The organism is Micromonospora sp. AMSO31t (genome assembly GCF_008868175.1).
In the GTDB taxonomy this organism is placed as follows: Bacteria; Actinomycetota; Actinomycetes; order Mycobacteriales; family Micromonosporaceae; genus Micromonospora.
Genome location: NZ_WBKT01000122.1, coordinates 1 through 17,145, shown reverse-complemented (window position 1 = coordinate 17,145; position 17,145 = coordinate 1). Strand labels below are relative to the sequence as shown.

15 protein-coding genes are annotated in these 17,145 nt (G+C 74.3%); 7 read left to right on the top strand and 8 right to left on the bottom strand.

Translation table 11 applies throughout. The features are described 5' to 3' along the window. The 3 genes from F8274_RS22840 to F8274_RS22830 all read right to left on the bottom strand — a co-directional run. Positions 1–976: phosphoribosyl-AMP cyclohydrolase (locus F8274_RS22840; protein ID WP_151464415.1), on the bottom strand; the 976-nt coding region annotated here is incomplete at its 3' end. A gap of 69 nt (positions 977–1,045) precedes the next feature. Further along, a complete protein-coding gene (locus tag F8274_RS22835; RefSeq protein ID WP_151464414.1) occupies positions 1,046–2,050 on the bottom strand; it encodes an aldo/keto reductase in 1,005 nt (334 codons plus the stop codon). Next, positions 2,047–2,436, bottom strand: a complete 390-nt coding sequence (locus F8274_RS22830; protein ID WP_151464413.1) for a MerR family transcriptional regulator — start codon at positions 2,434–2,436, stop codon at positions 2,047–2,049. The genes F8274_RS22835 and F8274_RS22830 overlap by 4 nt, the downstream gene beginning before the upstream one ends. Before the next feature lie 105 nt (positions 2,437–2,541). Here F8274_RS22830 and F8274_RS22825 point away from each other — a divergent pair, with 105 nt between their 5' ends. From F8274_RS22825 to F8274_RS22815, 3 genes are read left to right on the top strand one after another with little or no spacing between them, the layout of a single operon-like run. Continuing rightward, positions 2,542–3,267 (top strand): ABC transporter ATP-binding protein, encoded by a 726-nt coding sequence (locus F8274_RS22825; protein WP_151464412.1) that lies wholly within the window; start codon positions 2,542–2,544, stop codon positions 3,265–3,267. Continuing rightward, positions 3,264–4,019 (top strand): ABC transporter permease, encoded by a 756-nt coding sequence (locus F8274_RS22820; protein ID WP_091320462.1) that lies wholly within the window; start codon positions 3,264–3,266, stop codon positions 4,017–4,019. Before F8274_RS22825 ends, F8274_RS22820 begins: the two co-directional genes overlap by 4 nt. Then, a complete protein-coding gene (locus F8274_RS22815; RefSeq protein ID WP_151464411.1) occupies positions 4,019–4,612 on the top strand; it encodes a TetR/AcrR family transcriptional regulator in 594 nt (197 codons plus the stop codon). Before F8274_RS22820 ends, F8274_RS22815 begins: the two co-directional genes overlap by 1 nt. 4 nt (positions 4,613–4,616) lie before the next feature. Here F8274_RS22815 and F8274_RS22810 read toward each other — a convergent pair whose 3' ends face one another. Both F8274_RS22810 and F8274_RS22805 read right to left on the bottom strand, forming a co-directional pair. Next, the gene (locus F8274_RS22810; protein ID WP_151464410.1) at positions 4,617–6,392 is read right to left on the bottom strand and encodes an ABC transporter ATP-binding protein; all 1,776 of its coding nucleotides are present in this window, start codon (positions 6,390–6,392) and stop codon (positions 4,617–4,619) included. Positions 6,393–6,448: 56 nt separating this feature from the next. After that, positions 6,449–8,323 (bottom strand): ABC transporter ATP-binding protein, encoded by a 1,875-nt coding sequence (locus F8274_RS22805; RefSeq protein ID WP_192579938.1) that lies wholly within the window; start codon positions 8,321–8,323, stop codon positions 6,449–6,451. A gap of 218 nt (positions 8,324–8,541) precedes the next feature. On the opposite strand from F8274_RS22805, the gene F8274_RS22800 reads away from it, so the two are divergent. The 3 genes from F8274_RS22800 (at position 8,542) to F8274_RS22790 (ending at position 12,220) form a co-directional block, all read left to right on the top strand. Beyond that, the gene (locus tag F8274_RS22800; RefSeq protein WP_151464409.1) at positions 8,542–9,171 is read left to right on the top strand and encodes a TIGR03085 family metal-binding protein; all 630 of its coding nucleotides are present in this window, start codon (positions 8,542–8,544) and stop codon (positions 9,169–9,171) included. 128 nt (positions 9,172–9,299) lie between these two features. Further along, positions 9,300–10,250, top strand: coding sequence for a terpene synthase (locus F8274_RS22795; protein ID WP_151464408.1), 951 nt, complete (start codon positions 9,300–9,302; stop codon positions 10,248–10,250). 143 nt (positions 10,251–10,393) lie between these two features. Beyond that, positions 10,394–12,220 (top strand): long-chain fatty acid--CoA ligase, encoded by a 1,827-nt coding sequence (locus F8274_RS22790; RefSeq protein WP_151464407.1) that lies wholly within the window; start codon positions 10,394–10,396, stop codon positions 12,218–12,220. A 68-nt stretch (positions 12,221–12,288) separates the two neighbouring features. Here F8274_RS22790 and F8274_RS22785 read toward each other — a convergent pair whose 3' ends face one another. The 3 genes from F8274_RS22785 to F8274_RS22775 form a co-directional block, all read right to left on the bottom strand. Beyond that, entirely contained in the window at positions 12,289–13,560 is a 1,272-nt protein-coding gene (locus F8274_RS22785) for a low temperature requirement protein A (protein WP_151464417.1), read from the bottom strand. A gap of 101 nt (positions 13,561–13,661) precedes the next feature. Next, positions 13,662–14,939 (bottom strand): low temperature requirement protein A, encoded by a 1,278-nt coding sequence (locus F8274_RS22780; RefSeq protein ID WP_225853923.1) that lies wholly within the window; start codon positions 14,937–14,939, stop codon positions 13,662–13,664. Positions 14,940–15,003: 64 nt separating this feature from the next. Further along, the gene (locus tag F8274_RS22775) at positions 15,004–16,461 is read right to left on the bottom strand and encodes a PLP-dependent aminotransferase family protein (protein WP_151464406.1); all 1,458 of its coding nucleotides are present in this window, start codon (positions 16,459–16,461) and stop codon (positions 15,004–15,006) included. Between the two features lie 58 nt (positions 16,462–16,519). On the opposite strand from F8274_RS22775, the gene F8274_RS22770 reads away from it, so the two are divergent. Continuing rightward, a partial coding sequence (locus F8274_RS22770) for a YitT family protein (RefSeq protein ID WP_151464405.1) occupies positions 16,520–17,145 on the top strand: 626 nt, incomplete at its 3' end.

Here is a 17,145-nt window from a genome sequence, read left to right as displayed (position 1 = left end):
CGGTTGACCATTCTCCCGCACGGGGCACCGGCACCGCCGACGTGTCCCGGGAGGCGGGCGCGGGGCGGTCCAGCGCCCGGGTGAGCTGGCCGAGGTAGCGGTCCAGCCGGCCGTCGACCAGGGCCGCGGCCAGGTCGGAGCCGCCGACCGCGGCGATCTCCCCGGCGTACGGGCGGACCAGCGGGACGGTCCCGGTGACCAGCCGGCCGGCGGCGGCGCCCACCTCGGCGGTGCCGCCGGGGCGCAGCCCGAGGCAGAGCAGCATGTCGTCGCGGTAGCCGGGTGGCGCGACGGGCAGGTCCAGCGCGGCGGCCAGGGCGGCCCGGCGGGACACCACCCGGACCGAGGGATTGGCCAGGCGCAGCACCGAGGGGCAGAGCCGGGCCAGGTCGGCGGCGGCGAGCCGCACCCCCACCGGGTCGCCGGCCCAGCGGGCGCCGGCCACCTTGCCCAGGGTGGCGATCAGCTCTTCGAGGCGGGGCTCGTCGGCGGGCTGGCAGAGCACCGGCAGGTCGATCCGGCGCCGCCACTCCGGCGCCGCCCAGAGCAGCCGGGCCGGCGCGGTGACCGGCAGCCCGAACGCCCAGTCGGCGGGCTGGCCCAGCCGGTTCACCCAGGAGCGGACGTCGCGCGCGGCCACGGAGACGTGCACCAGGCGGCCGTCGAACTCGGCGAGGTAGGCGCGGCGGGCGGCGTAGGGGGTGCCGTTGTAGGCCGGCCCGGCCGCCCTCGTTTCCGTGTCGTCGGTGCCGGGGCGGGCCGGACCCGCCGCCCCACAATCCGGGGCGGCGGGTCCCGTCCGCTCGTCGTCGGCGGCGACCAGCACGTCGACGTCGACGTCGCTGTGCTCGGTGGCGGCCCGCCGGGCGTGGCTGCCACGCAGCATGATCCCGACGGCGGGACGGTCGGCGGCCTGCCGGAGGCGGGCGGCCCAGTCGTCGAGGAATCCAATCTCGGGCAACGGAGCGGGACCCACGGCGTCATGGTGCCGGACGCCCGATCTTGGCGCAATGACCGATGGCGGACTGGCTGTCCGCTGCTGGGCCTAGTGCCCGACCGTTCGCATTCCTGCCGGCGTGTACCTTTCCCCGGCGACGGCGCCGGCGGGCACCGCCCCGCCCAGCCGGTCCCGCTGCTCCGGGGTGAGCCGCACGTCGGCCGCGGCGGCGTTCTCCTCCAGGTAGCGGACGCGCTTCGTGCCGGGGATCGGCAGGACGTCCTCGCCCTGGGCGAGCAACCAGGCCAGCGCCGCCTGGGCGGGGGTGCAGCCCAGCTCTACGGCCACCGCGCGGACCGCCTCGGCCAGCCTCAGGTTGGCGTCGAGGTTGCCGTCGGCGAACCGGGGCACGGTGCGCCGCCAGTCGTCCTCGGCGAGCTGTTCGCGGCTGGTGATGGCGCCGGTGAGCAGCCCCCGCCCGACCGGCGAGTACGCCACCAGGGACACGCCCAGCTCCCGGCAGGTGGTGAGCATCTCCCCCTCGACGTCCCGGGTGAACAGCGAGTACTCCATCTGGACCGCCGAGATCGGGTGGACCGCGTGCGCCGCCCGCAGGGTCGCCGGGCTGACCTCGGAGAGGCCGATGAGCCGCACCTTGCCGGCCTGGACCAGCTCGGCCAGCGCGCCGACGGTCTCCTCGATCGGGGTGTCCGGGTTGCGGCGGTGCAGGTAGTAGAGATCGATGGTCTCGATGCCGAGCCGGGCCAGCGAGGCGTCGCAGGCCTCCTTCGCCCAGGCGGCGCTGCTGTCCACGTAGGCGCCCGGGCTGCCGGTGCCGCCGAAGCTGTCGCCGCTGGTGCGATTGCCGAACTTGGTGGCCAGGAAGACCTCGTCCCGCCGCGCCCGGACCACCGGGCCGAGCAGCCGCTCGTTCGCCCCGAAGCCGTACATGTCGGCGGTGTCGAGGTGGTTGACCCCGAGGTCGAGGGCCCGGTGCAGGGTCCGGGTCGACTCGGCGTCGTCGGCGCCGCCGTAGGCGAAGCTCATGCCCATGCAGCCCAGCCCGATGGCCGAGACCTCCGGGCCGGTGGCGCCCACCCGTCGCGTGATCATGACAGTTCCTCCTCCGCCCGGCGGTACGCGTCGATCTTGTAGTCGAGGACCTTGAGGTCCTCCTCCAGCTCGGCCATCCGGGCCAGCACCCGGCTCCGGTGCGCCTCGAACAGGGCCCGCCGGGCGCCGAGCGTGCGGTCGCCCTGCCGGGCCAGTTCGGCGTAGCGCCGCATGTCCCGCACCGGCATGCCGGTGCGCCGCAGCCGGGTGAGCAGGAACAGCCAGTTGACGTCGGACTCGGTGTAGCGCCGGCGGCCGGCGGAGTCCCGGCCGACCGGGGCGACCAGGCCCTCCTGCTCGTACCAGCGCAGCGTGTAGGTGGTCAGGCCGACCCGTTCCGCCGCCTCACCGACGGTGAGGCTCATCTCCCGCGTGCTGATGTCCACGCACCCAGGCTTCCAGTTCGAGGGCACTCGAAGTCAACCTTGCGCCCGACCGGACAACTCATCTAGCGTTGAGTTCAACGGTTGATGAGTTTTTTGGAGGCGGGCGTGGACGACACGGTGTCGGTCCGTGACCTGGTGGTCGAGCGGGGCGGGCGGCGGGTGCTCCAGGGCATCTCCTGCGTGGTGCCCCGCGGCGCGGTCACCGGGCTGCTCGGGCCGAGCGGCAGTGGCAAGACCACCCTGATGCGCGCGGTCGTCGGGGTGCAGACGGTCGACTCGGGCACGGTCACCGTGCTGGGCCGGCCCGCCGGGGCGGCTGAGCTGCGCCGCCGCGTCGGCTACCTGACCCAGGCGCCCAGCGTCTACGCCGACCTGACCGTCCGGGAGAACGCGCGCTACTTCGCGGCCCTCCACGGGCGGGACCACGCCCACGCCGACCAGACGGTCGCCGACGTGGGGCTGGCCGGCGCGGCCACCCAGCTGGTCGGCAACCTCTCCGGCGGCCAGCGCAGCCGGGCCTCGCTGGCCTGCGCCCTGGTCGGCGACCCCGAGCTGGTCATCCTCGACGAGCCCACCGTGGGCCAGGACCCGGTGCTCCGGGCCGACCTGTGGGCCCGGTTCCACGCCATGGCGGCCGCCGGCACCACGCTGCTGGTGTCCAGCCACGTGATGGACGAGGCGGGCCGGTGCGACCGCCTGCTGCTCATCCGGGACGGCCGGCTGGTCGCCGACGACACCCCGGCCGCGATCCGCGCCGCCACCGGCGTGGACGACCTGGAGGAAGCGTTCCTTCGATTGATCAAGGCGAGCGAGCAGGAGGGCTCGGCATGAACCCGCACATCCTGGCCGCCACCACCGGGCGGATCCTGCGCCAGCTCCGGCACGACCGGCGGACCGTGGCGCTGCTCGTCGTGGTCCCCACGGTGCTGCTCACGCTGGTCTATTTCATGTACGTCGACCAGCCCACCCCGCCGGGCCAGCCCACGGTCTTCGACCGGGTGGCGCTGATCATGTTGGGCTTCTTCCCGTTCATCATCATGTTCCTGGTGACCAGCATCGCCATGCTGCGAGAGCGCACCACGGGCACCCTGGAGCGGCTGCTCACCACCCCGCTGGCCAAGCTCGACCTGCTGTTCGGCTACGGCATCGCGTTCGGCCTGGCCGGCGTGGTCCAGGCCACCGTCGCCTCGGCCGTGGCGTACTGGGTGTTCGACCTGACCACCGCCGGCAGCATCGGGCTCGTGATCATGATTGCCGCGGTCAACGCCGTGCTCGCCGTCGCGCTCGGGCTGTTCTGCAGCGCCTTCGCCCGCACGGAGTTCCAGGCCGTGCAGTTCATGCCGGTGGTGGTCGCCCCCCAGCTGCTGCTCTGCGGGCTCTTCGTGCCGCGCGGCGAGATGGCCGGCTGGCTCCAGGCGATCAGCGACGTGCTGCCCCTGTCGTACGCCGTCGAGGCGCTCCAGGAGGTCGGCGCGCACGCCGACCCGACCGGGACGATGTGGCGGGACGTGGCGATCGTCGCCGGGGCGGCCGTGGCGGCGCTGGTGCTGGCCGCCGCGACGCTGCGGCGGCGCAGCGGGTGATGGCCCGGCGCACCGGCCGGCGGCCGGGCAATCCGGACACCCGGGAGGGCATCCTCGCGGCGGCCCGGGCGGCCTTCGCCGAGCGCGGCTTCGACGCCGCCTCGATCCGGTCGATCGCCGCCGCCGCGGGGGTGGACCCGGCGCTGGTGCACCACTACTTCGGCACCAAGGAGGAGCTGTTCCGGGCCACCGTGGCGATCCCGGTCGACCCGGCGCAGCTCGTGCCCGCCGTGCTGGCCGGTGACCCGGACGGGGTGGGCGAACGCCTGGTCCGCACGTTCCTGACCGTCTGGGACTCGCCCGTCGGCGGGGCGGCCGTGGCCCTGCTCCGCTCGGCGGTCAGCAGCGAGTGGACCGCCCGGCTCCTGCGCGAGTTCCTGGTCACCCAGGTGCTGCGGCGGGTCCTCGTCCAGCTCGACGTCGACCCGGCGCAGCTGCCGCTGCGGGGCGCGCTGGTGGCGACGCAGGTCGCCGGCCTGGCCATGATGCGGTACGTGATCCGCCTGGAACCGGTCGCCTCCGCCGACCCGGAGACCCTGGTGGCCACCATCGGCCCGACCGTCCAGCGCTACCTCACCGGCGACCTGGACTGACTCGTCAGCGGGTCTGTTCCAGCCAGGAGGCGTACAGCAGGGCGTAGACCGACTCCGGATCCCGCAGCAGCTCGTCGTGCGGGCCGCGCTGCACGATCCGCCCCCGGTCCACCACGATCACCTCGTCGGCGGCCTGGGCGGTGGAGAGCCGGTGGGCGATGGCCAGCGTCGTCCGGCCCCGGGTGACCGCGTCCAGCGTGCGCTGGAGGCGTACCTCGGTGGCCGGGTCGACGGCGCTGGTCGCCTCGTCCAGCACCAGCAGGTCGGGATCGGCCACGTACGCCCGGGCCAGCGCGACGAGCTGCCGCTCGCCGACGCTCAGCGCCTCGCCACGCTCGCCCACCGGGGTGTCCAGCCCGGCCGGCAGCCCGTCCAGCCAGTCGGCCAGCCCCAGCTCGGTGAAGGCGGCGGTGAGCTGCCCGTCGGTCAGCTCGGGGCGCGCGAAGCGGACGTTCGCCCCGACGGTGGCGTCGAAGAGGAAGCCGTCCTGCGGCACCATCACCACCCGGGAGCGCAGCGACTCGAAGCGCACCTCGCGCAGCGAGACCCCGGAGAGCAGCACCTCACCCTCGGTGGGGTCCATCAGCCGGGTGAGCAGCTTGGCGAAGGTCGTCTTGCCGCTGCCCGTCTCGCCCACCACGGCCACCCGGCTCTTCGCCGGGATCTCCAGCGTCACGTCGTGCAGCACGGGCGGCCCACCCGGGTAGGCGAACGTCACCCCGGCGAAGCGGATGTCCAGCGGGCCGGCCGGCAGCTCCCGGCCCTGCTCCCCCGGGTCGGCCACGTCCGGCGCGACGTCCAGCACGTCGAGCACCCGGCGCCAGCCCGCGATCGCGTTCTGCGCCTCGTTGAGCACCTCGGTGGCGATCTGCACCGGCTGGATGAAGAGCGTCACCAGGAACAGGAACGCGGTGAGCTGGCCGATGGACAGGGTGCGGTCGACGCCGAGGTTGACGCCGACCACCACGACGCCCGCGAGGGCCAGGCCGGCCGCCAGCTCACCGACGGAGCTGCCCACGATGCTGATCCGGATGGCCCGCTGCTGGGCCCGGCGCTGCCCCTCGATGGCCGCGTCCAGCCGCCGGGCGGTGCGCCCGGAGATCCCGTACGCCCGGATCACCGGCGCGCCCACCACGCTCTCGCCGATGGTGCCGAGCAGGGTGCCCATCCGCTGCCGGACCAGCCCGTAGGCGCCCGCGAGCCGGCGCTGGAGCAGCCGGATCACCAGCACCGCCGGCGCGAAGGCGACGAGCACCACCAGGGTCAGCTGCCAGGAGTAGGCCAGCATCACGGCCGTGGTCACCACGAGCTGGCCCAGGTTGACGATCAGGATCACGCCGCCCCACTGGAGGAACTGGGTGATCTGGTCGACGTCGCTGGTGACCCGCGAGACCAGCGAGCCGCGCCGCTCGGACTGCTGGTGCAGCATGGACAGGTCGTGCACGTGCCGGAACGCCCGGGTCCGCACCCCGGCCAGCGCGGTCTCGCTGACCGTGAACAGCCGGCGCATCATCAGGTAGCCGCAGGTGGTGGTGACCACGAGCACGGCGGCGGTGATCACTACCGTCACCGTGACCACGTCCAGGTCGAGGCCGCCCACGATGCCGTGGTCGATGCCGCGCTGCACGGCCACCGGCACGGCGACCCGGCCGATCATGTAGATCAGGGCCAGCGCCAGGGTGCCGGCCAGCCCGGTCTTCAGCTCCGGGGAGAGCGCGAGCCCGCGCCGCAGCGTCCGCCAGGTCGACTCGGTCCGCTGTTCGGCAGCCACACTTGTCACCGCGCCGCTCTTCGTTCGCGACTGCGGGGCTCGCAGACCCGGCTCACTCCTCGCGCTCACCGGTCAACCTCGGCTTCCAGGCCGGAGGTCAGCGGGGTGACCTCGTCGTACGTGCGGGTCTGCTCGCGTTCGTGCTCGGCCTGCTCGTAGGCGGTGACCAGGTCGGCGTAGCCGGGGACGGTGGCGAGCAGGTCGCTGTGCGTGCCCCGGGCCACCACCCGGCCGTGCTCGACGTAGATCACCTCGTCGGCGAGCGCGATGGTGGCCCGCCGGTAGGCGACCACCAGGATCGAGGCGGGCGCGCCCCCGTCGGCCGGGGCGCGCAGCCCGGCCAGGATGGCGGCCTCCACCCGCGGGTCGACGGCGCTCGTGGCGTCGTCGAGCACCAGCAGCCGGGGCCGGCCGGCGATCGCCCGGGCCAGGGTGAGCCGCTGCCGCTGCCCGCCGGAGAGCGAGGTGCCCCGCTCGCCGACCATGGTGTCCAGCCCCTCGGGCAGCGCGGCCACGAAGCCGTCCGCCTCGGCCAGCCGCAGTGCCGCCCAGACCTCGTCGTCGCCGATGCCGGCGCGGTCCAGGGTGATGTTGGCCCGCACGGTGTCGTCGAAGACGAACGGCACCTGGGCGACCAGGGCCACCGTCGAGGCCAGCGAGGCGGCGGTCAGCTCCCGCACGTCGACGCCGTCCAGGGTGACCGTGCCGGTGCGCGGGTCGACCAGCCGCACGGCCAGCGAGGTGATGGTGGACTTGCCGGCGCCGGTCGGCCCGACCAGGGCCACCGTCTTCCCGGCAGGGACGGTGAAGGTGACCTCGCCGAGCACCTCGGTGCCGGGCAGGTGCGCCTCGGCCGGCTCGTACCCGAAGTGCACGTCGTGGAAGGCGAGGGTGGCCGGCGCCGGCGTGGCCGGGTCGAGCGTCACGTCGCCGTACGGCATCTCGCCGGTGGCGTCGAGGACCCGGCGGACCCGGTCCCAGCCGGCGACGCTGCGCGGCAGCTCGGCCAGCACCCAGCCGATGGCCCGGACGGGGAAGGCCAGCACGGTGAAGAGGAAGGCCACGCTGACCAGCTCGGTCACGGTGATCGCGCCCTGCCGGAACCGGACCGCGCCGACCACCAGCACGGCGAGCGTGCCGAGGCTGGGCAGCGTCTCCAGCATCGGGTCGAAGACGCCGCGCAGCCTGCCGACGGAGATGAGCGCGTCCCGCAGGTCCCCGGCCCGGTCGGCGAACCGGGCGGTCTCCTGGGCCTCCCGGCCCATCGTCTTGACCACCAGGGCGCCGTCGAAGCTCTCGTGCGCGATGCCGCTGACCTCGGCGCGCAGCCGCTGCGCGCGGGCCTGGCGGGGCGCCATCCGGCGGGAGTAGACCACGTTGAGCGCGAACAGCGCCGGGAAGACCGCGAGGCCGACGAGCGCGAGGGCCCAGTCGGTGAGGAAGAGCGAGACCACCGCGCCGACGAGCATCACCAGGGTGCCGACGGCGAACGGCAGCGGCGCGATCGGGTACCAGGCGGCCTCGACGTCGGAGTTGGCGTTGGAGAGCAGGGTGCCGGTGGCGTTGCGGTGGTGCCAGGCCAGCGGCAGGTCGAGGTAGCGCCGGGTGACCCGGCGGCGGTAGGCGGCCTGGAGCCGGTACTGCATGTAGCCGGCGCCGAGCCGGCGGCCGAAGATGCCGACGACCCGCAGCAGGCTGATCCCGAACAGCGCGGCGGCGGCGAGCGCCAGGGCGCCGCCGGTGACCGAGCCGCGCTCGACCGCCGGCACCACCACCTTGCCGACGACCGCGCCGACCACGTACGCGCTGGCGATCACCATGAGGCCGAAGAGCACGCTGCCGGCCACCGCGACCGCGAAGATGCGCGGCTGCTCCCGGATGGCCCGGCCGAGCACCCGTAGCCCTCTGCCGAGCACGTCCCGACTTGTCCCGCTCGCCACGCTCTCCCCCGCCGTAAGCCGCAGATTTCCCCCTTCATCCTTACCGGTCGGGGCCGGCTCCGCCGACCCGGCCCCGATATGTCCACCGTCACTCCTTCCCGCCGGACCGCGCCCAGCAGGGCGGACACCCGCGCCTCGCGCCGCCTGGCGGACGGGGGGACGCCGGGGCCGGGCCGCGCCGGACGCGCGGACCGGCCCGGCGGGCCTACGATCGGGCCATGCCGCGGTACGCCCGAACGGAGCGCGAGGCGCTCGCCGACCTGATGCTGGAGCTGGGACCGGACGCGCCGACGGTCAACCAGGGGTGGACCACCCGGGACCTGGCGGCGCACCTGCTGGTGCGGGAGCGCCGGCCGGACGCGGCGGGCGGCATCCTGCTGCCGCCGCTGCGCGGCTACGGCGAGGCGGTCCGCCGGCGGATGGCCGCCGGTCCCTACGCGGAGCTGGTCGAGCGGGTCCGCCGCCCACCGCGGTGGAGCCCGCTGAGCAACCCGCTCACCGACGAGCTGGCCAACAGCCTGGAGTTCTTCATCCACCACGAGGACGTGCGCCGGGCCCGGCCGGGCTGGCTCCCCCGCGACCTGCCGGCCCGGCAGCACGCGGCGCTGTGGAAGCGGGCCTCCGTGCTGGCCCGGGTGGCGTTGCGGCGCTTCCCGGCGGACCTGCTGATCCAGGCGCCCGGCTACGGCGAGCGCGCCGTGGGCCGCGGTGGCGAGCGGCTGCGGGTGGTGGGCGCGCCGGGCGAGCTGGTGCTGTTCCTCTCCGGCCGGCAGCGGGTGGCCCGGGTCCAGGTGGACGGCCCGGCCGCGCCGGCGGAGCGGTTGCGGGCGGCCAGCCTGGGCTTCTGACGGAGCGTGCCGGCCCGCTCACCGGACACCATGGGACCAGCTTCGGCCCAGCGACAGGGGCCGATCCGCGCTGCCGTACGCTCCTGACCCGCCGCCCAACCCCGGGGTGGCGGGACAAGGGGAGACGGATGCGAGGCTTCGCGCTGTCGGCACTGCACGAGCCCCCCTTCCCGGCGCGCCGACACGCCGCCGTCGAGCTGGTCGCCGGGGAGAGCGCCGGGTGGGTCGTCGACCTCGGGCTGATCGACACCCCGGCCGGGTTGCGCCGGCTGGCCGGCGCCCACCCGGTCGAGCTGGCCGGGCGGGCCTGCCCGGACGCGACGGTCGCCGACCTGCGGCTGCTCGCCGACCTGATCAGCTGGCTGTTCGTGATGGACGACGCGTGCGACGAGGACGGCCTGGGCGCCAGCCCGACCCGGCTCGCGCCCACCGTGGCGGCCCTGCTGGAGGTGCTCGACCGGCACGGAGACCCCGTCGCGCCGGCGCCCACCGGGGCCGGCCCGTTGGCCGTGGCGCTGGACGACCTGTGCCGGCGGGCCCGCGACCGGCGGCGGCCCGCGCTGCTGCTGCGCCTGGTCAGCCAGTTGCGCGAGTACCTGCTGGCCCTGCTCTGGGAGGCGGCCAACCGGGAGCACCGCCGGGTGCCCGGGGTGGCCGAGTACGTGCAGATGCGCCGGCACACCGGGGGCGCCCGGCCCAGCTTCACGCTGACCGACCTGGCGCAGCCGCACGTGCCGGGTCCGGACCGGCGGGCGGAGCCGGCGCTGGCCGCCCTGGACGCCCTCGCCGCCGACCTGGTCTGCTGGTGCAACGACCTCTTCTCCTACGACAAGGAGCGGGCCACCGGCCCGGACGCGCACAACCTGGTCACCACGATCGCCGGCGAGGCCGGGCGCGGCGAGGAGGCGGCGCTGCGCGCGGCGGCCACCCGGTTCAACGAGAGCCTGGCGGCGTACGCGGAGCGGGACGCGGCGCTGGCCGCGACGGGCGACGAGGGGGTGCGGGCCTTCCTCACCACCCGGCGGAACTGGATCCGGGCCACCTACGACTGGTCGCGCGCCGCCACCCGGTACGCCTGAGCCGCGCGTTCCACCTCCCGGGACGCCGGTCGTCGCAGGCCACGGGGGCTAGCCGCTGCCCGGGTCCAGGCAATACTCTTCGGTAACCGCAGAATGGCGTGACCCCCGTCACGTCCCTCCACCCTCTGAAGGCGGCTACAGCGATGGCTCTCGATGTACCGTACCGTTCCGTACCCGACATGTTCCTCAAGCGTGTGGCGGACTCCCCCGACCGCCACGCGTTCGCCCATCCCGCCCCCGACGACTCGGGCCCGGTCTGGCTGACGTGGGAGCAGGTCGGGCAGCGCGCCAAGGCGATCGCCGCCGGGTTGCACGGGCTCGGCGTCGGCCTGGAGGACCCCGTGGCGATCCTCGCCAACACGCGCCTGGACTGGGTGCTCGCCGACTTCGGGATCATGTGTGCCGGCGGGGCCACCACGACCGTCTACCCGACCACCGAGCCGGAGGACGCGACGTACATCGTCGCCGACTCCGGGTCGAAGGTGCTCTTCGCCGAGAACCCCGCCCAGGCGGCGAAGATCGCCGGCACGGCGGTGCCGGCGCTCACCCACGTGGTGCTTTTCGACGGCACGCCCGACCCGGCCGCCACCGTCCCGCAGCTCACCCTGGCCGAGCTGGAGGAGCGGGGGGCCCGGGCGCTGGCCAACGAGCCCGACCTGATCGACATGCTGGTCGCCGGCATCGGCCCGGACCACCTGGCCACCCTGATCTACACCTCGGGCACCACCGGCCGGCCCAAGGGCGTCGAGCTGCTGCACGGCGGCTGGTGCTGGGAGGGCGTGGCGCAGGCCGAGCTGGGCCTGCTGCGCATCGACGACCTGCAGTACCTGTGGCTGCCGCTGTCCCACTCGTTCGGCAAGACGCTGCTCTGCGGCGCCACCCACGTCGGCCTGCCCACCTACGTGGACGGCCGGGTGGACAAGCTCGTCGAGCTGCTCGGGGTGATCCGGCCGACGCTCATGTGCGGCGCGCCCCGCGTCTTCGAGAAGGTCTACAACAAGGCGGTCACCACGGCCCAGGGCGCCGGCGGCGCGAAGGCGAAGATCTTCGCCTGGGGCGTCGCGGTGGGCAAGGAGAAGGTCGCGCTGGAGCAGGCCGGCAAGCCGGTTCCGGCCGGGCTGAAGCTGAAGTACACGCTGGCCGAGAAGCTGGTGTTCAGCAAGCTCCAGGCCCGGCTCGGCGGCCGGATGCGGGTGCTGGTCTCCGGCGCGGCGCCGCTCAGCAAGGAGATCGCCACCTTCTTCGCCGCGGCCAACCTGCCCATCTCCGAGGGGTACGGGCTCACCGAGACCAGCGCCGGCGCGTTCGTGAACCCGCCCGACGGGCTGAAGATCGGCAGCGTGGGTCGGGCCATGGGCGACCTGGAGTGCCGGATCGACGCCGACGGCGAGATCCTGGTGCGGGGCAAGCCCGTCATGCGCGGTTACCACAACCTCCCCGAGGAGACCGCGGCCGCGTTCACCGAGGACGGCTTCTTCCGCACCGGCGACATCGGCACCCTCGACGACGACGGCTACCTGCGCATCACCGACCGCAAGAAGGACCTGGTCAAGACCTCCGGCGGCAAGTACGTCGCGCCGTCGCACATCGAGGGCATGTTCAAGGCCGTCTGCCCGTACACCTCGCAGGCCGTGGTGATCGGGCAGGCACGCAACTACTGCACGATGCTGGTCACGCTCGACCCGGACGCGATCCAGGGCTGGGCGGCCGGCACGCCGCTGGAGGGCCGCGACTACACCGCGATCGTCACCTCGCCCGAGGCGCAGGCCATGGTCGAGGGCTACGTGGCCGAGCTGAACGGCAAGCTGAACCGCTGGGAGACGATCAAGAAGGTGACCATCCTCCCCCGGGACCTCACCATCGAGGACGGCGAGGTCACCCCGTCGCTGAAGATCAAGCGCCGCAGCGTGGAGACCAACTTCGCCGACGAGATCGACAAGATGTACGCGGGCAGCCTCGCCGAGCTGTAGCGACCGACCCCGCAGCGACCGGCGGCCGTGCCCTCCGTCCCGGGGCACGGCCGCCGCCGCGACACCGGTCAGAGGTGGTCCTGACGCCAGTGGCTCTGGTCCGCCTCCGCGGCGAGCTGCTCCTCCAGCGCGAGCTGCCGCACCTGCCGCCGCCGGCCGTCCTCGCTGAACGTCTCCACGACCACCCCGACCGTGACGAGCACCGCCAGCACGATGAGCGACGCCAGCTCCGGGATCGGGGCGACGAGGGGGGCGACGACGGCGAGCACGACGACCGTGATCACCAGCGGCCAGTGCACCTCCCGCAGCACCAGCAGCGCGCACGCGACGAGGCTGAGCAGGTAGAGACCCACCCCGCCGAACAGGACCGCGACCCAGAAGCCACCCAGGGGCGGGCCCCACCCGGGGGTCTCCGGGCTGGCCGCGTCGGCCAGCAGGTCCTTGAGGCCGAGGGCGAAGAGGATGGTGCCGGCGACCAGCGGCAGGTGCAGGAACGTGTAGACGTTCCGGCTGAGCCGGCGCCGGAGGTCCGGGTCGCGCGCGTGGTGCAGCGCCTGCTCCAGCGCGTACGCCAGGGTGTCGAAGTAGGCCCACCAGAGCATGGCCACGACCAGGATGCCGAGCAGCGCGGCGACCGCCACCGGGCCGGTGAGCGGCAGCCCGGTCTTCGGGCCGAGCCCGAGCGCGATGATCGACTCGCCGAGCGCGACCAGCACGATGAGCGCGTGCCGCTCCGCCCAGTGCCCCGCCGAGACCACCACCCACCACCGCCGGGCCAACGTCACCCCGACGACGTACTCCACCAGCAGCGCCGCCGTCCAGAGCGCCAGTTGCAGGCCCACGGCGTACGGCCGGTCGGCGAGCTTCGCGGGCACGGTGCCGGCGACCACCAGCAGCACGGTGGCCGTGGTCGGCACCGCGGCGCGCGGCAGCAGCGTGCCGCGGCGGACCGGATCCGACCGCTCCACCCAGGCGAAGACCGCGAGTTGGGCCATCCGGATCACGAAGTAGCAGCCCGCGAAGATCAGCGGGCCGTGCAGCCCGCCGGGACGGTCGACGAACGCACCGGGCACGCTCAGCACGAGCAGGAACGTGGCGGCCACCGTGAGGAAGCCGACCAGCGGCAGCACCCCCTGGTCGGCACGTACCGCGTTGCCGAGCCGGGCGAAGCCCGTCCACGACCACCAGAGCAGCGCCAGCACCAGCAGGCAGCGGTAGAGGTTGACCGGGGTGAGCTGGCTGGCGGTCACGGTGGTGACGTTGACGAACGCGAAGACGAAGACCAGGTCGTAGAAGAGTTCCAGCCGGGTGGTCCGGGATCCGGGCGCGCCGGGACGCACGATCCGCGACCACCGGCCACCCCCGCCGTCTCCCACCCGGGCAGTGTCCGCAATCCCCGTCGGGGTCGGCGCCGATCGGAGGATCCGTACCGGAAGGGGGCCTACCGCCCGGGCGCGCCGCCCGCGCCGTGCTCGTGGAGGAACTCGTCGCGCAGCGCGCGGCGGGCCTCACCGAACAGCATCATCTCGGTCACCACCATCCCGGCGCAGACCACGGCGAGCAGCCCCAGCGCGGCCAGCGCCGGCAGGTGGTCGGCCACCGGCAGGAGCAGCACCAGCAGCACGGTGGTGGCTACCCGGGGCCAGTTGACCGAGCGCATGTTGCGCAGCCGGAAACCCACGTGCCCGAGCAGGTAGAGGACCACGCCGCCGTAGAGGGCGAGCAGGCCCAGCCCGTGCAGCGGGTCGGTGAGCCGGTGGTGGGTGCCGTCGCCGACGTACGCCAGGACCTTCTTGAAGCCCAGGGCCAGCAGGATGATCCCGGTGACCATCGGCAGGTGCAGATAGGTGTAGGAGTCCCGGCCCAGCGCGGCCCGCTCGGCGCCCCGCGCCCGGGCCAGCACCCGCTCGGCGGCGATCGACACCACGTCGAAGTACGCCCACCACAGCGCCGCCGCCACCGTGACGCCGAGGAACGAGGCCACGATGATCGGCCAGGAGATCGGCAGCGCGGTGATGCCGACACCGATGGCGACGAGGGACTCCCCCAGCGCCACGATGATGATCAGACCGTGCCGCTCGGTCCAGTGCGCGGCGGAGAAGATCTGCCAGCCCGCCGCGCCGATGGCCATGATGCCGCCGTAGTCGACGGCCAGGGCGAGCACCCAGAGCAGGGTCCGCAGCGACACGACCCGCGCCGGGTCGTGGGTGAGGTACGAGGGCAGCAGCGCGGCGGTGAACAGCAGCACCGCCCCGCCCAGCATCGGCAGGGCGGCGCGCACCAGCTGCCGGCGCAGCCCGGCGTCGCCGCGGGCGGCGTACCAGTAGAGGACCAGGTGCAGCACCCGGACGGCCAGGTAGCAGGCGGCGAACACCACCGGGCCGGGAAGCCCGCCGGTCAGGTCGACGAACGCCTCCGGGATGGTCGCGGCGACCACGAACATGGTGGCGATCACGGCGAAGAGGACCACCCGGACGACGCCCTCGTCGGCGCGGACGGTGTTGCCGAGCCAGGCGTAGCAGCACCAGCACCACCAGAGCAGGGCGAGCACCAGCAGGCCCCGCCCCACGCCGGGCCAGGTCAGGTCGGCCGCCATCAACGCGGTCACCTGGGTGAGCGCGTAGACGAAGACCAGGTCGAAGAAGAGCTCCAGCGGGGTGACCGAGGCGCCCTCGGTCATCACCCGCATCCGTGGCCCGCGCCGCGTCCCATCCGTCACGGCGGACAGTCTGGCAGCCGGGTGGCCGGGGCGGTGTCCCGGTGCGCCGGCCGCGCCGACGCGGTCAGGCGATGACGGAGGGCTCCCGCCACTGCGGCCGGCCGGTCCGGTCGAGGTCGTAGCGGACCGCGGCGAGCCGGCCGACGGCCTCCACCAGGTCCGCGGCGGGCAGGGTGAAGGGCAGCCGGAGGAACCGCTCCAGGGTGCCGTCCAGGCCGAACCGGGGTCCGGGCGCCAGGCGTACGCCGACCTCCTCGGCGGCGCGGGCCAGCGCGCTGGAGATCGGGCCGTCCAGCTCCACCCAGAGCGTCACGCCGCCGCGTGGCACGGTGACCCGCCAGTCGGGCAGCCGGTCGGCCATCGCCGCGACCAGGGCGTCCCGCTGGGCGGCGAGCTGGATCCGCCGGTCGGCCACGATGCCCGGTCCCTGGGCCAGCAGGTGCACCGCGACGAGCTGGTCGAGCACGGGGCTGGCCATGTCGACGCCGACGCGGGCGGCGGCCAGCCGCTGCACCTGTGGCGCGGACGCCCGGACCCAACCGATCCGCAGGCCACCCCAGTACGGCTTGCTCATCCCACCGATGCTGATCACCCGGGAGTGCCGGTCGAAGGTGGCCACCGGCGGCGGCAGCGGGGTGCCGTCCAGCGGCAGGTCCACGAAGGACTCGTCCACGATCAGGTCGGTCCCGGCGGCGTGCGCCGCGCCGACGAGCCGCTCCCGCAGGTCGGCCGCCATGAGGTGGCCGGTCGGGTTGTGGAACTCGGGGATCACGTACGCCAGCTTCGGCCGGGTCTGCCGGATGCTGCCCAGCAGCAGGTCGGCGTCCCAGCCGTCCCCGTCGGCGGCGAGCCCGTGGGTGGTGATCCGGGCCCGCCGGGCCGACAGCGCGGCGAGGGCGTTCGGGTAGGTGGGCGACTCCACCAGCACCCCGCCGCCGGGCGACAGGGCCAGCCGCAGCACCAGGTCCAGCGCGTGCTGGGTGCCGCTGGTCACCATGATCTGCTCCGGGCTGGTCGGCAGCCCCCGCTCGGTGTACGCGCGGGCCACCGCCTCGCGCAGCTCGATGATGCCGGTGGGGTGGTAGCCGGCCCCGCCGAGGTAGCGGGGCAGGTCCTCGGCGGCGGCCCGGGCGGCCGGCACGAGCTGCGCCGGGGCGGAGAGGGCCGCCACCCCCAGGTCGATCATGTCCCGGTCGTCGAGCGGGGTCCAGAGCCCGGTGCTGGCCACCCGGTGGGTGCCCGGGAGCATGGTCCAGCTCCCGGCCCCGCGCCGGCTGGCCAGGTGGCCGGTCTCCCGGAGCTCCCGGTAGGCGGCGGTGACCGTGGTCCGGCTGATCCGCAGCGCCTCGGCGAGGTCCCGCTCGGCCGGCAGGCGTACCCCGAGGGGGAGCCGGCCGTCGGCGAGCAGCCCGCGGACCGCGGCGGCGAGCGCGGCGTAGTCCGGGCTGCGCCGGCGGCCGGGCAGGGCATGCCACTGCCCGAGGAGTCGAGCCAATTGGACGCCACGTACCTGACTGGTCATGGCCACCCCTCCTGAATTGGCTCTGTCCCGAGCAGGATTGGCCCCTAGGGTGGCATGCATGGCACAGATTGGCAATCTCCGGTACCGGCCGACCCGGCGGCTCGTCCAGCTCTACGCCGGGCTCGCCCTCTACGGGATCAGCATGGCGCTGATGATCCGGTCCGGCCTCGGGCTCGACCCGTGGGACGTGTTCCACCAGGGGCTCGCCCGGCAGACCCACCTCTCGTTCGGCACGGTCACCATCGCCGTCGGCGCGCTGGTGCTGCTGCTCTGGATCCCCCTGCGGCAGCGCCCCGGCCTCGGCACCGTCAGCAACGTCGTGGTGATCGGGCTCGTCGTCGACGCCACCCTGGCCGTGCTGCCGCCCGGTGAGGGCCTGCCGCTCCGCACCACCCTGCTGGTCGTCGGGATCGTCGCCAACGGCGCCGCCACCGGCCTCTACCTGGGCGCCGGGCTCGGCCCCGGCCCGCGGGACGGCCTCATGACCGGCTTCACCGCCCGCCGGCCCCGCTACTCCCTCCGGCTGGTCCGGACCGTCATCGAGGTGACCGTGCTGAGCCTGGGCTGGCTGCTCGGCGGCACCGTGGGTCTCGGCACCGTGGCGTACGCGCTGGCCATCGGTCCGCTCGCCCAGCTGTTCATCCCGATCTTCGCGGTGCCGCCCCGGCCTCGGCACCGTCAGCA

Coding starts and splice junctions, on each gene's coding strand:
- F8274_RS22835 (WP_151464414.1), bottom strand. CDS start 2,050: ATGATCACGCGACGGGTGGGCGCCACCGGCCCGGAGGTCTCGGCCATC.
- F8274_RS22820 (WP_091320462.1), top strand. CDS start 3,264: ATGAACCCGCACATCCTGGCCGCCACCACCGGGCGGATCCTGCGCCAG.
- F8274_RS22815 (WP_151464411.1), top strand. CDS start 4,019: ATGGCCCGGCGCACCGGCCGGCGGCCGGGCAATCCGGACACCCGGGAG.
- F8274_RS22800 (WP_151464409.1), top strand. CDS start 8,542: ATGCCGCGGTACGCCCGAACGGAGCGCGAGGCGCTCGCCGACCTGATG.
- F8274_RS22795 (WP_151464408.1), top strand. CDS start 9,300: ATGCGAGGCTTCGCGCTGTCGGCACTGCACGAGCCCCCCTTCCCGGCG.
- F8274_RS22790 (WP_151464407.1), top strand. CDS start 10,394: ATGGCTCTCGATGTACCGTACCGTTCCGTACCCGACATGTTCCTCAAG.
- F8274_RS22775 (WP_151464406.1), bottom strand. CDS start 16,461: ATGACCAGTCAGGTACGTGGCGTCCAATTGGCTCGACTCCTCGGGCAG.